15 protein-coding genes are annotated in these 12,570 nt (G+C 72.4%); 7 read left to right on the top strand and 8 right to left on the bottom strand.

All coding sequences use genetic code 11. From position 1 onward, the window contains the following. The first annotated feature begins 81 nt into the window (after nt 1–81). Nucleotides 82–1,356 (top strand): MFS transporter, encoded by a 1,275-nt coding sequence (locus tag GA0070612_RS27005; protein WP_088990472.1) that lies wholly within the window; start codon nt 82–84, stop codon nt 1,354–1,356. Here GA0070612_RS27005 and GA0070612_RS27010 read toward each other — a convergent pair. Genes GA0070612_RS27010 through GA0070612_RS27030 form a run of 5 tightly spaced genes read right to left on the bottom strand, consistent with a single transcriptional unit; the run spans nt 1,332 to nt 5,896 of the window. After that, nucleotides 1,332–1,589 carry a UBP-type zinc finger domain-containing protein gene (locus GA0070612_RS27010; RefSeq protein WP_088990473.1) on the bottom strand — a complete coding sequence of 86 codons (258 nt, stop codon included), beginning with the start codon at nt 1,587–1,589 and terminating at the stop codon, nt 1,332–1,334. The genes GA0070612_RS27005 and GA0070612_RS27010 overlap by 25 nt on opposite strands. Further along, on the bottom strand, nt 1,586–3,157 hold the full coding sequence (locus GA0070612_RS27015; protein WP_088990474.1) for a Na+/H+ antiporter: 1,572 nt from the start codon (nt 3,155–3,157) through the stop codon (nt 1,586–1,588). The genes GA0070612_RS27010 and GA0070612_RS27015 overlap by 4 nt, the downstream gene beginning before the upstream one ends. A 39-nt stretch (nt 3,158–3,196) precedes the next feature. Continuing rightward, nucleotides 3,197–4,162 (bottom strand): TIGR03885 family FMN-dependent LLM class oxidoreductase, encoded by a 966-nt coding sequence (locus tag GA0070612_RS27020; protein ID WP_088990475.1) that lies wholly within the window; start codon nt 4,160–4,162, stop codon nt 3,197–3,199. Between the two features lie 42 nt (nt 4,163–4,204). Next, on the bottom strand, nt 4,205–5,620 hold the full coding sequence (locus tag GA0070612_RS27025; RefSeq protein ID WP_088990476.1) for an NADP-dependent succinic semialdehyde dehydrogenase: 1,416 nt from the start codon (nt 5,618–5,620) through the stop codon (nt 4,205–4,207). A gap of 12 nt (nt 5,621–5,632) precedes the next feature. Beyond that, nucleotides 5,633–5,896: a DUF6343 family protein gene (locus tag GA0070612_RS27030; protein WP_088990477.1), complete on the bottom strand. Its 264-nt coding sequence runs from the start codon at nt 5,894–5,896 to the stop codon at nt 5,633–5,635. 123 nt (nt 5,897–6,019) lie between these two features. On the opposite strand from GA0070612_RS27030, the gene GA0070612_RS27035 reads away from it, so the two are divergent. Together GA0070612_RS27035 and GA0070612_RS27040 are read left to right on the top strand one after the other, a co-directional pair. Further along, nucleotides 6,020–6,613: an antibiotic biosynthesis monooxygenase gene (locus GA0070612_RS27035; RefSeq protein WP_088990478.1), complete on the top strand. Its 594-nt coding sequence runs from the start codon at nt 6,020–6,022 to the stop codon at nt 6,611–6,613. A gap of 120 nt (nt 6,614–6,733) precedes the next feature. Then, the gene (locus GA0070612_RS27040; RefSeq protein ID WP_088990479.1) at nt 6,734–7,585 is read left to right on the top strand and encodes a GDSL-type esterase/lipase family protein; all 852 of its coding nucleotides are present in this window, start codon (nt 6,734–6,736) and stop codon (nt 7,583–7,585) included. A gap of 16 nt (nt 7,586–7,601) precedes the next feature. Here GA0070612_RS27040 and GA0070612_RS27045 read toward each other — a convergent pair whose 3' ends face one another. The 3 genes from GA0070612_RS27045 to GA0070612_RS27050 all read right to left on the bottom strand — a co-directional run bounded on the left by GA0070612_RS27045 (nt 7,602) and on the right by GA0070612_RS27050 (nt 9,505). Then, nucleotides 7,602–8,357, bottom strand: a complete 756-nt coding sequence (locus GA0070612_RS27045) for an EcsC family protein (RefSeq protein ID WP_088990480.1) — start codon at nt 8,355–8,357, stop codon at nt 7,602–7,604. A 49-nt stretch (nt 8,358–8,406) separates the two neighbouring features. Further along, a complete protein-coding gene (locus GA0070612_RS32020; protein ID WP_165435705.1) occupies nt 8,407–8,553 on the bottom strand; it encodes a hypothetical protein in 147 nt (48 codons plus the stop codon). 106 nt (nt 8,554–8,659) lie between these two features. Beyond that, on the bottom strand, nt 8,660–9,505 hold the full coding sequence (locus GA0070612_RS27050) for a peptidase M23 (RefSeq protein WP_088990481.1): 846 nt from the start codon (nt 9,503–9,505) through the stop codon (nt 8,660–8,662). Between the two features lie 420 nt (nt 9,506–9,925). On the opposite strand from GA0070612_RS27050, the gene GA0070612_RS27055 reads away from it, so the two are divergent. The 4 genes from GA0070612_RS27055 (at nt 9,926) to GA0070612_RS27070 (ending at nt 12,552) form a co-directional block, all read left to right on the top strand. After that, entirely contained in the window at nt 9,926–10,846 is a 921-nt protein-coding gene (locus tag GA0070612_RS27055; protein WP_088990482.1) for a proteasome assembly chaperone family protein, read from the top strand. 37 nt (nt 10,847–10,883) lie between these two features. Then, nucleotides 10,884–11,681 (top strand): exodeoxyribonuclease III, encoded by a 798-nt coding sequence (locus GA0070612_RS27060; RefSeq protein WP_088990483.1) that lies wholly within the window; start codon nt 10,884–10,886, stop codon nt 11,679–11,681. A gap of 65 nt (nt 11,682–11,746) precedes the next feature. Further along, nucleotides 11,747–12,064, top strand: coding sequence for an antibiotic biosynthesis monooxygenase family protein (locus tag GA0070612_RS27065; RefSeq protein ID WP_088990484.1), 318 nt, complete (start codon nt 11,747–11,749; stop codon nt 12,062–12,064). A gap of 263 nt (nt 12,065–12,327) precedes the next feature. Beyond that, nucleotides 12,328–12,552, top strand: a complete 225-nt coding sequence (locus GA0070612_RS27070) for a GntR family transcriptional regulator (RefSeq protein WP_088990485.1) — start codon at nt 12,328–12,330, stop codon at nt 12,550–12,552. Nucleotides 12,553–12,570: the final 18 nt, after the last annotated feature.

Raw genomic sequence — 12,570 nt, forward strand, 5'->3', positions numbered from 1 at the left:
TAGACGACCTGGACACGGACTGTGACGGGGGCCGCACTCTGCGGGGCGTCGGTGTGCGGGCAGCGGCTCTAGGGTCGATGGATGGGCACGCGGGCAGGCTTTCGCGGCCGCTGGCGGTCGTTGTCGCCGCTGCCGCCGCCCGGTCGGCTGCGCACGCTGTCGCTGGCCACCCTGGCCAACACTGTCGGCACGGGGTTGTGGGTGACCGCTGCGGCGCTCTACCTGACCCGCTCCGTGGGGCTGACGCCGACGGAGGTGGGGCTGGGGCTCACCGTCGCCGGCCTGGTCGGGCTCACCGCCAGTGTGCCGCTCGGTGGGCTCGCCGACCGGCATGATCCGCGAGCGTTGCGTGCGATCCTCCAACTGGCGCAGGCCGCTGTCGCCGCCGCGTACCTGTTGGTCGGCTCGTTTCCGACGTTCCTGCTGGTGGCCACTGTGGACGCGCTGCTGGTCTCCGGCAACCTGGCGGTCCGTGCCGCGCTGGTCGCCGCGGTCGGCGGGCCGGAGGGCCGGGTGCACGCCTTCGCCACATTGCGCGCGGTGGCGAACCTGGGTGTCACGCTCGGCGCGGGGCTGGCCGCGTTCGCGCTGGTGGCGGACACCGGGTGGGCGTACCGGCTGCTGGTGCTCGGCAACGTCGCGACCTACCTGGTGTCGGCGGCGCTGATCATGCGACTGCCGTCGTATCCGCCGGTCCGGCGGCCGGTCCGTCCGCGACCGGGCCGCGCGTTGCGCGACGGGCGTTTCCTCGCGGTGGCCGGCGCTTCGGCGGTGCTCTCCCTGCACGGGGTCGCACTGACGCTGATCCTGCCGCTGTGGGTGGTGACCCGCACCGACGCGCCCCCGGTGACGGTCGCCGCCGTGCTGCTGGTCAACACGCTGCTCACCGTGCTCTTCGCGGTACGGCTCAGCGGGAGCACCCGGCACGCGGTGCCGGCGGCGGCGACGATGCGGCGGGCCGGCCTGGTGCTCGCGGCCGGGATGCTGCTCTGGGCCGCGACCGCTGTCGCGCCCACCGCGGTGGCGGTCGGCCTGCTCCTGCTCGCGACGGTGGTGTACACCGTGGGCGACCTGTGGCACAGCGGTGCCGGGGCGGCGCTGGCCTACGACCTCGCCGCCCCGGACGCCATCGGTGCCTACCAGGGGGTCGACGCACTGCTCGCCGGGCTGGCCCGCGCGGCCGGGCCGGCAGTGCTGACCTGGCTGATCCTCGACGGAGGCCCGATCGGTTGGCTGGCCCTGGCCGGGCTGCTCGCGGTCACCGGTGTGGCCGTGCCACCGCTGACCCGACAGGCCCTGGCGCACCGCGCCGAACCGCCTTGGGCCGACGGTCAGCCGATCTCCTCGTCGACGTAGCACCAACGCCACGCCTCGCCGGGCTGCGCCGAGCGGATCACCGGGTGCCCGGTGGACGCGAAGTGCTTGCTCGCGTGCTGGTTGGGCGACGAGTCGCAGCAGCCGACCTGCCCGCAACTCAGGCAGGTACGCAGGTGCACCCAGTAGGTGTCGCCGGCGGCGACGCAGTCCGCGCACTCGTCGGGGGTACGCGCCTCGACGGCACCCGCCTCGGTCAGGTGCTCACAACTCACTTCTCGACCTCCCGCAGCAACGACTCTTCCAGGTCCAGGTCACGATAGGCCCGCACCAGCACCTCCTCAGGAATCTGACCGGAGTCCCGGGCGGCCCGGAACACATCCCGCTCGGCGTCGATCATCTCCTGCCGCAGCCGACCGTACGCCTGCGACGGGGTCTCCCGGTCGGTGCCGCCGAGCCGTTCCCACGCCATGTTGGTGCGGTCCTCCACCGCTCGACGCAGCCGGTCCACCACCGCGTCCGGGGCGCTGTCGGCCAGCGCGTCGAGGCGTTCCTGGGCGGCCCGGCCGGCCTGCTGCTGGACACCGGCAGCGGACAGCGCGTCCTGCACCGGGTCGTCCGGTGGCAGTCGCAACCGACGCGCGACCAACGGTAGCGTGGCGCCCTGGCCGACGAGTGTGAAGACGATCACCGCGAAGGCCAACCAGATGAACAACGCCCGGGGGTACGGCTCGTCGTCGGCGAGGGTCAGCGGCAACGCGAGAGCGGCGGCCAGGGTCACCACGCCGCGCATCCCGGCCCAGCCGATGATGATCGGGAACTTCGGCGACGGCCTGGGGTCGCGGCGACGGACCCGGGGCACCAACCGGGCCAGGTAGGTGGCCGGGAAGAGCCAGACGAACCGGGTGAGGAAGACGGCGGCGAGCACCGCGACCGTGATGAGGGCGAGCGAGCCGATCGGCTCGTCGAGGTCGCGCAGCACGTCCCGCAGTTGGAGTCCGACCAGCAGGAAGACCAGGCCCTCCAGCAGGAAGCGGACCAGCCGCCAGAACGCGCCGGTCTGCAACCGGGACGCCGCCGACAGCAACTGGGGCAGCTTGTGGCCGAGCACCAGGCCGGTGACGACGACCGCGACCACCCCGGAGGCGTGCAGGTGCTCGGCGGTGAACACCACGGCGAACGGGATGATCAGTGACAGGGCGTTGTCCAGCAGCGGGTCGGTGATCCGCCGGTGCAGGAACCCGAAGACCACCGCCCCGAGCGCACCGATCAGGATGCCGCCGCCGGTGGCCCGCAGCACCTCGACGGCGACGTCGGCGGTGCCGACCGTCGAGCCGACGGTGGCCATCGTCGCGACCCGCAGCAGCACCAGCGCCGTGGCGTCGTTGACCAGGCTCTCCCCCTCCAGGATGGTGACGACCCGGCGGGGCAGGCCGACCCGCCGGGCCACCGCCGTGGCGGCCACCGCGTCCGGCGGGGCGACCACCGCTCCGAGGGCCAGGCAGATCGCGAACGGCAACTGCGGCAGCAGCAGGTGCAGCACCAACCCGACCACGAACGCCGTGAACAGCACCAGGCCGACCGCGAGCAGCAGGATCGGCCGGATGTTGTTCTTGAACGCCGGCACCGACGTCTCCAGCGCGGCCACGTAGAGCAGCGGCGGCAGGATGCCGATCAGCACCAACTCGGGGTCGAGGTGCACCCGTGGGAAGCCCGGCAGGTACGAGAGCGCCAGGCCGAGCACGACCAGCACGATCGGCGCGAGCAGGCCGAGCCGGCGGGCCAGCGCGGCGCCCAGGGTGGCGATCGCCAGGAAGACGACGACCGGAAACAGGCTTTCCATGGGGTACGAGCCTAGGGGTGCGACGGGTTGCGGCCCCGATCAGCCAGCCGGGCGCAGCTTCGGCAGCACCTCGGCCCCGAACGCGTCGATGAACCCGCGCTGCTCCTGCCCGACGTGGTGCAGGGCGATCTGGTCGAAGCCGAGTTCCAGGTACTCCTCCAGCCAGCCGACGTGCCGGCCGAGGTCGGCGGACACGTTGACCACCTCGGCGACCCGGTGGGCGGGAACGTCGGCGGAGACCACGTCGAAGTGCTCGGCGGTCTCCAGGTCCCAGCAGACCGGTGGGGCGAAGACGTTGCTGCGCCACTGGTCGTACGCGATGGCCTCGGCCTGCGCCTGGTCGGGTGCCCAGGAGACGTGCACCTGGAGGTGCAGCGGCCCTTCCCCACCGGCGTCCCGGTACGCGTCGATCATCTCGCGCAGGTGCGCCACCGGCGCGTTCACGGTGATCAGCCCGTCCGCCCACTCGGCGCACCAGCGGGCGGTGGCCACGCTGACGGCGGCGCCGACCAGCGCGGGCGGCTGCTCCGGGCGGGTCCACAGCCGGGCCCGGTCCACCCGGACCAGGCCGTCGTGGCTGACCTCCTCGCCGGCCAGGAGCGCACGGATAACGTCCACGCACTCCCGCAGCCGGGCGGCGCGGATGTCCTTACGCGGCCACGGGTCGCCGGTGATGTGCTCGTTGCTGGCTTCGCCGGTGCCGAGCGCCGCCCAGAAGCGGCCCGGGTACATGGCGCCGAGGGTGCCGATGGCCTGCGCGATGATCGCCGGGTGGTACCGCTGGCCGGGTGCGTTGACCACCCCGAACGGCAGGCCGGTGGCCTGCAACGCGGAGCCCAGCCAGGACCAGGCGAAGCCGGATTCGCCCTGCCGGGCGCTCCACGGGGAGAAGTGGTCCGAGCACATGGCGGCGTCGAAGCCGGCCCGCTCGGCGTGCATCACCGCCTCCAGGAGGGCGCGCGGACCGATCTGCTCGTGTGAGGCGTGGAATCCGAACGTCGTCATGGGCGCACTTCCTACCCACGTCGGCGTCGCCTGATGCGTGCGCTATTCGGCGTGTGCCCCCGCACCGGCCGAGGCGACGCCCTCGCCCACCCAGACCGTCTTGGTGTTGCAGAACTCCCGCATCCCGAGCGCGGACAACTCCCGCCCGTAACCGGAGTTCTTCACCCCACCGAAGGGCAGCTCCGGGTAGGACGTGGTCATGCCGTTGACGAAGACGTTCCCGGCGTCCAGGTCGGTGGCGAAGCGTTCCTGCTCGTCCGGGTCTCGGGTCCAGGCGTTCGAGCCGAGCCCGAAGCTGGTGCCGTTGGCGACCTCGATCGCCTCCTCGTAGGACGAGACCCGGAACAGCCCGGCGACCGGGCCGAAGACCTCCTCGGACCACATCCGCATCTGCGGGGTCAGGTCGGTGACCACCGTCGGCGGGTAGAACCAGCCGTCGCCGCCGGGCAGCTCGCCGCCGCAGAGCACCGTCGCGCCCTTGTCGACCGCGTCGCGGACCTGGGCGTGCACCTCGTCACGGCCCCGCTCGCTGGCCAGCGGGCCGACGTCGGTGTCCGCGTCCATCGGGTCACCGACGCGCAGGGCGGCCATGTTCGCGGCGAACTTCTCCGCGAAGGCGTCGAACACGTCGGTGTGCACGATGAACCGTTTCGCGGCGATGCAGGACTGGCCGTTGTTCTGGCAGCGGGCGGTGGTGGCCACCTCGGCGGCCCGGTCCACGTCGGCCGAGGGCATCACCACGAACGGGTCGCTGCCGCCGAGTTCCAGGACTGTCTTCTTCAGCTCCCGGCCGGCGATCTGCGCGATGGACCGACCGGCCGGTTCGCTGCCGGTGAGCGTGGCGGCGCGCACCCGGGGGTCGCTGAGGATCCGGTCGACGGCGTCCGAGCCGACCAGCACCGTGGTGAAGGCCCCCTCGGGGAACCCGGCCCGCCGGAACACGTCCTCCAACAGCAGGGCGGTCTGCGGCACGTTCGAGGCGTGCTTGAGCAGGCCGGTGTTGCCGGCCATCAGCGCCGGCGCCGCGAACCGCATCACCTGCCAGAGCGGGAAGTTCCACGGCATCACCGCGAGCACCACACCGATCGGCTGGTAGCGGATGAACGCCCGGGTCGCCTTGACGGCGGCGGAGTCGGCCGGCTCGTCGGCGAGGAACGCGGGGGCCTGGTCGGCGTAGAAGCGGGCGGCCGTGGCGCACTTGGTCACCTCGGCCTGCGCGGAGGCGTACGTCTTGCCCATCTCGGTGGTCATGATCCGGGCGATCTCGTCGCGCTCGGCGTCGAGCAGGTCCGCGGCGGCGTTCATCCACCGGGCGCGCTGGTCGACCGTCGTCGCCCGCAACTGCTGGTACGCGAGGTGGGTGCGCTCGATGGCACCGTCGAGCTGCTCGGTGGACATCGCCTCGTAGGTCTTGAGCACCTGTCCGGTGGCGGGGTTGGTGGTGGCGATGTGGGGCATCTCGTCCTCCTGTCACTCGAACAACGAGTGGCGTACGCCCGGCTCCTCGCGGCGGCGGGCGGCGCGGCGGCGCTGGATCACGACCAGGTCGACCACGGCGACCACAGCGAAGATCGCACAGACCACGCCGAGCCAGGCGATGCCGGCCCAGAACGCCAACACCGCGAAGACCACCATGATCACCAGCCCGAAGCCGGCGAGGGTGAGCCGGAGGTTCAACGCGCTGTAGGCGTGGCCGACCGTGCCACGGGCGCGCCGGGGCTGCGATCTCGTCATACCCCCGCACCTACCCCCGATCGGCCGGGTTAACCGGCGGGGCGCGCTCCCACCCCCGGGCGGCCTGGTGTGCTCGATTACATCCGTTCGCGCCCACGGCCTTGCCGACCGCAGGATGGGCGCATGTCAATGACCCTCGCCGTGCCGGTGACCGTCGCCATCGCCCGTCGTGTCGACCCGGGCCGGTCCAGCGAGATGGTGGCCTGGATGCGGGCCGGCACCGCGCTGGCCGAGGCGTTTCCCGGGTTCCTCGGCGCCGGTTGGGTGCAGAGCGGCCCGGGTTCGCCGGAGTGGCACATGCTCTACCGCTTCGCCGACGCCGAGACGCTGCGCCGGTGGGAGGAGTCCCCGCAGCGGCACTGGTGGCTCAGCTCGGCGCAGGGCATCGTCGAGCACACCCGGGTCGAGCGGCGTACCGGTATCGAGGGGTGGTTCGACCCGCCGTCGGAGCACTCGGTGGACCTGGTCGCGCCGGTCGCCCCGACGTCGCCGCCGAGGTGGAAGCAGGCGGTGACCATCTGGCTGGCGTTCTTCCCGCTGAGCCTCAGCGCCACACTGCTGACGAGTCACTTCCTCGGCACGGTGCCGTTGGCGGCGCGGGTGCTGCTGATGACGCTCTGCCTGACCCCGCTGATGACGTACCTGGTGCTGCCCCGGATCACCCGGGCGTTGCACTGGTGGCTGCACGGCCAGCGGGCGCCCTGGCGGGGCTTATAGCACCCCGACGGCGTGGGCGTCGGCGCTCTGCCGCATAGCCGACAGCAACTTCGCGACAAACCCCGTCCTACGCATAGAGTTACCGCGCTGTCGCTCTGTGCTGCGGGAACGGGAGACGTCATGCCTCGACGCTGGGTCGCCGCCCTGGCCTGTACCGCGGCGCTGGTGGCGCTGGCCTGCGAGGGCGGCACCTCCGCGACACCCCGCCCCACCACGAGCGCCCCGCCGTCGAGCGGGCCGGGTGGCATCGCCGCGCTCGGCGACTCGATCACCACCGGCTTCGCGTCCTGCCTGGTGTTGACGTCGTGCGAGCGCAACTCCTGGTCGACCGGGGACGGCCTGCGGGTGCAGAGCCACTACCGACGGCTGCTGGAGCAGAATTCGGCGATCCGCGACCGGACGTACAACCATGCCCGTCCCGGCGCCCGCGCGGAGGCGCTGGAAGGCCAGGCCCAGGCGGCGGTACGCGACCGCCCCGACTACGTCACGGTGCTGATCGGGGCCAACGACGTCTGCCGGGGCGGGGTGGACGCGATGACGCCGGTCGCCGAGTTCCGGGCCGACGTCGACCGGGGCCTACGGGTGCTGAAGACCGGCCGCCCGAAGGCCCGGGTGCTGGTGGTGAGCATCCCCGACCTGTACCGGCTCTGGGAGGTCGGGCACGGCGACTCCCGGGCGGTTCGCGCGTGGCGACGGGGCATCTGCCCGTCCCTGCTGGCCGAGGCGACCTCGACGGCCCCGGCCGACCGGGCTCGCCGGGCCGCCGTGCGGGAGCGGATCCAGGCGTACAACACCGAGTTGGTGGCGGCCTGCCGGGCGTACGGCTCACGCTGCCGACACGACGGCGGCGCGGTACACAAGGTCCGGTTCACTCTGGACCTGCTCAACCCCCTGGACTGGTTTCACCCCAACGCCACCGGCCAGGGCCGCATCGCCGAGGTCACCTGGCGCTCCTCCGGCCTGGCGAACTGACCGGCCCGGCCGACCCTCAGCGCTGGCGGGGCTCCGGGACGCCGACGCCCCGGGGGCGGTAGAGGGCCCGCGATCGCTTCGCGAGGTCCTTCGTGGCCGACGAGTTGGCCCAGGTGCCGAGCACGATGGCGGCGCCGGGGATGACCTTGGCGACCATCCGCTTGGCGGCCCGGACACCGGCCATCTGGGCCAGCCGGACGCCGAGTTGCAGCATGACCCGACCGAGCGGGCGCTGGCCGCCCAGGCCGAAGAGCGCGTCGGCGCGTTCCCGGCCGGCGGCCACGCCGAGCGCCAGCCGAGCGCTCTCGGCGACCTTGTGCACGCGCTGGAGCACCAGCAGGTCGGTGGCCCGGTCCCCGTGCAACGGGTCGACGTCGTAGGCGGCGGCGATGTGCAGCACCATCCGCGCCTGGGTCCAGGCCAGCACGCCCACGTCGATCACCGCCCCGGGCAGCCCGGCCACGCCGGAGACCGCGCCCGACAGCCGGGCCAGGTTGACGAACTTGCGGGCCGCCTGGTCGGCGAGGACGTCGGCCGACACGCCGGGCTGCTCGGCCCGGGCCCGGGCGGCCCACTGCACGGCCTCCGGCCCGAGCCGACGTACGGCCTCCAGGGCGAGGTGTTCCGGCGCGTACTGCGGGTCGTCACGCATCCGGTCCCAGAGACGAGCCGGTGGACCCTCGGGGGCGTCCACCGGCTCGGCCGGAACGCCGGCGGATGGCTGCGGAGTGGGGGCGGCGGGCTGGCCGCCGACGGGTGGGGTGTCGGTCACCGGGTCTCCCCAGGGGTGGAGATGGCGGACAGGGCGGCCGATGGAGCGGTCAGCGGCGGCGGTTGGACAGCCGGGCCGCCAGCCCCTTGAGCTTCTGCTGGTTGGCCGGCTTGGCCATCTCCCGACGGCCTCGCTCCACCAACTGCTGCCCCTTCGGCGATCTGAGGAACGTGGTGATTCGCTGCATCAGTGACATGGCGTCCTCCTGTCGATGATCCCTGCGTCATGTGTACCCCTAACCCGCAACACATGTACCCGGGATGCGACAGCCTCAACCCTCACCGTCCACAGTGGTCGGTAGATTACCGCCCCGCCGACACGATGGCGTCGACGACCCGGGTGGCCCGCCATTCGTGCTGCTGGTAGTGCTCGGGGTACGCGGAGACCTGCACCGCCTGAGCGGCGTCGGTCAGCCGCATCCCCTCCCAGCCGGGCACCTGTTCCAGCGCGGCGAGGAACTGCCGGGTGGCGAACTCCGGGTCCATCAGCCGACCCACCGGGCCCCAACCGCTGCTCGACCGCTGCTGGAACAACCCGACCGAGTCGTGGTCCCAGCCGACACCCTGGTGCGGGTAGTCCTGCGACTCGGGCAGCACACCGCTGGCCACGTTGTAGAGGTTGCTCTCCTGCATGGCGGTGGCCACCGCGATCACCAGCCCGCGGCGGGGCACCCCCATCGTGCGGCCGGTCCGGACGATCGCCTCGGCGTTCGCCATCTGAGCCCGGTCCAGGCCGGCGACGGGAGCCGGGCGGGTCGGGCGAGCCGGCTTGGCCTTGCGGGTTTCAGGCGTGGTGTCCGGGTCGGCCGGGGTCGCCGTGGCGGATGCGCTCGGGGCAGCCGTCCGGTCGAGGCCGCGCGAGGCGGTCTGCTGCTCGGCGCGCTGCGCCAGCTCGGAGGTGGACGGCGACGCGCCCCGCGGCGCGGCGTCCGCGCTGTCGTCCCGTACCTGCGCGACGGCGGCCAGGCCGAGGCAGCACACCACCCCGGTGGCCAGCGCCACCTGCGCCCGGCGTCGACCGGTCAGGTCCCGGGCGTACGCCCGGAGCCGGCTCGCGGCGGTTGTCCGTTCGGCTGAGGTGCCATCCTCCGTATCGGCAGTGGGTGCACTCGGGGCGTACGGGTCGTCGAGGGTGCCGTCGTCACGCATCAGCCGAGGCTAGGCAGACGCGAACGCCGATCACGCACGGTGATCACGTGGTGATCGCCACACATCAGGTCCGCTCCGGTGGACGACAGGGTCGGGCCGACCCGCCCGGGGAACGGACCTCGCGTACCGGATGAAGCCGGCATTGTGCGCAGCCCGGCCCGGTCGGGGGCAGGCGGACACATCCGACCGCCGGACCTGACATGATCGACAAACTCGGCCTTTGGGCTGAACCGGACCTCCACCGATCGGTCCACCAGGCCCACCTCGCGGCGAAAACAGCTGATTGGTCCGGTCACGCCCATCCCCCGGGCGGCGGACCGCCCGGAGCAGGAATGCGCCAGGATGGCGGGTACGTTGCCCGAACGGGTGCTCTCCGTCGCGACGGCACCCCGCAGGCACATTTCAGGGAGGTCCGCACCGGTGCTCGACCCACACGAGCTCTACCAGCTCACCGACGATCTGCCCGACCTCGGGCAACCGGTCCTGATCCAGGCCCTCACCGGGTTCGTGGACGCCGGCAACGCCAGCCGGCTGGCACGCGAGCAGCTGCTCACCTCGCTGGAGAGTCGGCCGATCGCCACCTTCGACGTCGACCAACTCTTCGACTACCGATCGCGACGACCGGTGATGACCTTCGTCGAGGACCACTGGGAGGGCATCGACGCCCCCTCGCTCGAACTCCACCTCCTGCACGACGACGACGAGACACCGTTCCTGCTGCTCACCGGCCCCGAGCCGGACCTGCAGTGGGAACGGTTCGTGGCCGCTGTCGCCGGGCTCGCCGCCCGGCTGGACGTCCGGCTCACCGTGGGGCTCAACTCCATCCCGATGGCGGTGCCGCACACCCGTCCGACCGGGGTGACCGCGCACGCCACCCGCCCGGAACTGATCTCCGGCTACGAGCCCTGGCTGCAACGCGTCCAGGTGCCCGGAAGCGTCGGTCACCTGCTGGAGTTCCGCCTCGGCCAGCAGGGTCGCGACGCGCTGGGCTTCGCCGCCCACGTGCCGCACTACGTGGCGCAGACCGAGTACCCGGCCGCCGCCGAGGTGCTGCTCACGTCGGTGTCCCGCAGCACCGGCCTGCTGCTGCCCGGTGACGGGCTGCGCTCGGCCGCCGAGGTGGTTCGGGTGGAGATCGACAGGCAGGTCGCCCAGACCGACGACGCCGCCGCCCTGGTCCAGGCCCTGGAGGAGCAGTACGACGCGTTCGCCCGAGGCCGGGGCGAGAAGAGCCTGCTCGCCCCGGACGCCGGACCGCTGCCGACGGCCGACGAACTCGGCGCGGAACTGGAACGGTTCCTGGCCGAACAGACCCGTCCCGGCGACACCCCGGCCGGCTGACCCGGCGTAGCGGCGGCGGATACGGCAGGCTGGAGGCATGCGCCTGGCGACCTGGAACGTCAACTCGGTGAAGGCCCGCCTACCCCGACTGGTGGAGTGGCTGGCCGACACCGGGCCGGACGTCGTCTGCCTCCAGGAGACCAAGTGCCCCGACGGCGCCTTTCCGGTGGCCGAGGTGGGCACGTTGGGTTACACCGTGGCCAGCCACAGCGACGGCCGGTGGAACGGGGTCGCCATCCTGTCCCGGGTCGGGCTGGACGACGTCCGGGTCGGGTTCGCCGGCGAGCCCGGCTTCCCCGCCCCGGAGGCCCGGGCCATCTCCGCGACCTGCGACGGGGTCCGGGTCTGGTCGGTGTACGTGCCCAACGGCCGAACGCCGGACGACCCGCACTACGCCTACAAGTTGGCCTGGTTCGCCGCGCTACGCGACGCGCTGGAGACGGAGTTGGCCGGCGGGCTCCCCCTGGCGGTCAGCGGTGACTTCAACGTCGCCCCGACCGACGCCGACGTCTGGGACCCGGCCGTCTTCACCCACTCCACGCACGTCACCCCGGCCGAACGGGCCGCCCTCGCCGCGCTGCGCGACCTGGGCCTCAGCGACGTCGTGCCCACCCCGATGAAGGGGCCGCACCCCTTCACCTACTGGGACTACCGGGCCGGGATGTTCCACCAGAACAAGGGCATGAGAATCGACCTGGTGTACGCGTCCGCGCCGTTCGCCCGGGCAGTCCGCTCGGCGTACGTGGACCGGGAGGCCCGCAAGGGCAAGGGCCCCTCCGACCACGCGCCGATCGTCGTCGACGTGGACCTGGTTCCGGCGGTCGAGACGTTCTGACCTCGCGCCGCCCATCTGCCGCCGGCTGCGGTGGGCTGGCGGACCGAGGTGGCTAGGGTGGGCAGATGGCAGTCGTGAAGATCAACGCTATCGAGGTTCCGCCCGGTGGCGGCGCCGAGCTGGAGAAGCGGTTCGCCGCCCGGGCCGGCACCGTGGAGAACTCCCCCGGCTTCCTCGGCTTCGAGTTGCTCCGCCCGGTGGCCGGCGAGACCCGCTACTTCGTCTACACCAAGTGGGAGAGCGAGGAGGCGTACCAGGCCTGGGCCGCCGGCCCCTCCCGCGCCGCCCACGCCACCGCGCCCGGCGACAAGCCCCGCCCTCCGGTCGCGACCGGAGCCAGCCTCCTGGAGTTCGACGTGGCACTCCAGGTCCCCCAACCCTGACCACGGCACCGCCCCGCCACCAGCCCTGGCCGCAGCCCAGGCCAGCTCTGGCCGCAGCTTTTGATCCACTCGTGTTCGTCGGGAGGCGGCTCCGCCCACCCAGCGCTTGATCCACTCGAGTTCGGCGAACTGGGGGTGTCCGGGCGGCTGGGATACCCCGACTTCGCCGAACGCGAGTGGATCAAGCGGTTGAGCCGGCCTCAGGACTTGCGGGAGGACCGGGCTGGAAACATGATCTCCGCTGAAGTCCAGGAGAGTCGATCATGCCAACCAGACCACCGCACTACCGCCGTGTTGCGGACGACATCGAGCTGAAGATCCGCTCCGGTGAATACCGGCCTGGGCGCCAGTTGCCATCCGTGTCGGAGATCGGCGAGATCTACAACGTCGCGCGGTCAACCGCGTATCGCGCAGTCAAAGAGCTGCATGACCGCAACCTCGTCTACGGACAGCAAGGCCAAGGCGTGTTCGTCGCCGAGGCCGAGTAGCGCGCTGCACCCCACGGG

This window comes from Micromonospora chokoriensis (assembly GCF_900091505.1).
GTDB lineage: Bacteria > Actinomycetota > Actinomycetes > Mycobacteriales > Micromonosporaceae > Micromonospora > Micromonospora chokoriensis.

Excerpts from the sequence above, each read along its gene's own strand:
- GA0070612_RS27065 (WP_088990484.1), top strand. The coding sequence starts at position 11,747 with ATGGCAGTCGTGAAGATCAACGCTATCGAGGTTCCGCCCGGTGGCGGC.
- GA0070612_RS27005 (WP_088990472.1), top strand. The coding sequence starts at position 82 with ATGGGCACGCGGGCAGGCTTTCGCGGCCGCTGGCGGTCGTTGTCGCCG.
- GA0070612_RS27025 (WP_088990476.1), bottom strand. The coding sequence starts at position 5,620 with ATGCCCCACATCGCCACCACCAACCCCGCCACCGGACAGGTGCTCAAG.
- GA0070612_RS27030 (WP_088990477.1), bottom strand. The coding sequence starts at position 5,896 with ATGACGAGATCGCAGCCCCGGCGCGCCCGTGGCACGGTCGGCCACGCC.
- GA0070612_RS27070 (WP_088990485.1), top strand. The coding sequence starts at position 12,328 with ATGCCAACCAGACCACCGCACTACCGCCGTGTTGCGGACGACATCGAG.
- GA0070612_RS27040 (WP_088990479.1), top strand. The coding sequence starts at position 6,734 with ATGCCTCGACGCTGGGTCGCCGCCCTGGCCTGTACCGCGGCGCTGGTG.
- GA0070612_RS27020 (WP_088990475.1), bottom strand. The coding sequence starts at position 4,162 with ATGACGACGTTCGGATTCCACGCCTCACACGAGCAGATCGGTCCGCGC.
- GA0070612_RS27035 (WP_088990478.1), top strand. The coding sequence starts at position 6,020 with ATGTCAATGACCCTCGCCGTGCCGGTGACCGTCGCCATCGCCCGTCGT.
- GA0070612_RS27015 (WP_088990474.1), bottom strand. The coding sequence starts at position 3,157 with ATGGAAAGCCTGTTTCCGGTCGTCGTCTTCCTGGCGATCGCCACCCTG.
- GA0070612_RS27050 (WP_088990481.1), bottom strand. The coding sequence starts at position 9,505 with ATGCGTGACGACGGCACCCTCGACGACCCGTACGCCCCGAGTGCACCC.
- GA0070612_RS32020 (WP_165435705.1), bottom strand. The coding sequence starts at position 8,553 with ATGTCACTGATGCAGCGAATCACCACGTTCCTCAGATCGCCGAAGGGG.
- GA0070612_RS27060 (WP_088990483.1), top strand. The coding sequence starts at position 10,884 with ATGCGCCTGGCGACCTGGAACGTCAACTCGGTGAAGGCCCGCCTACCC.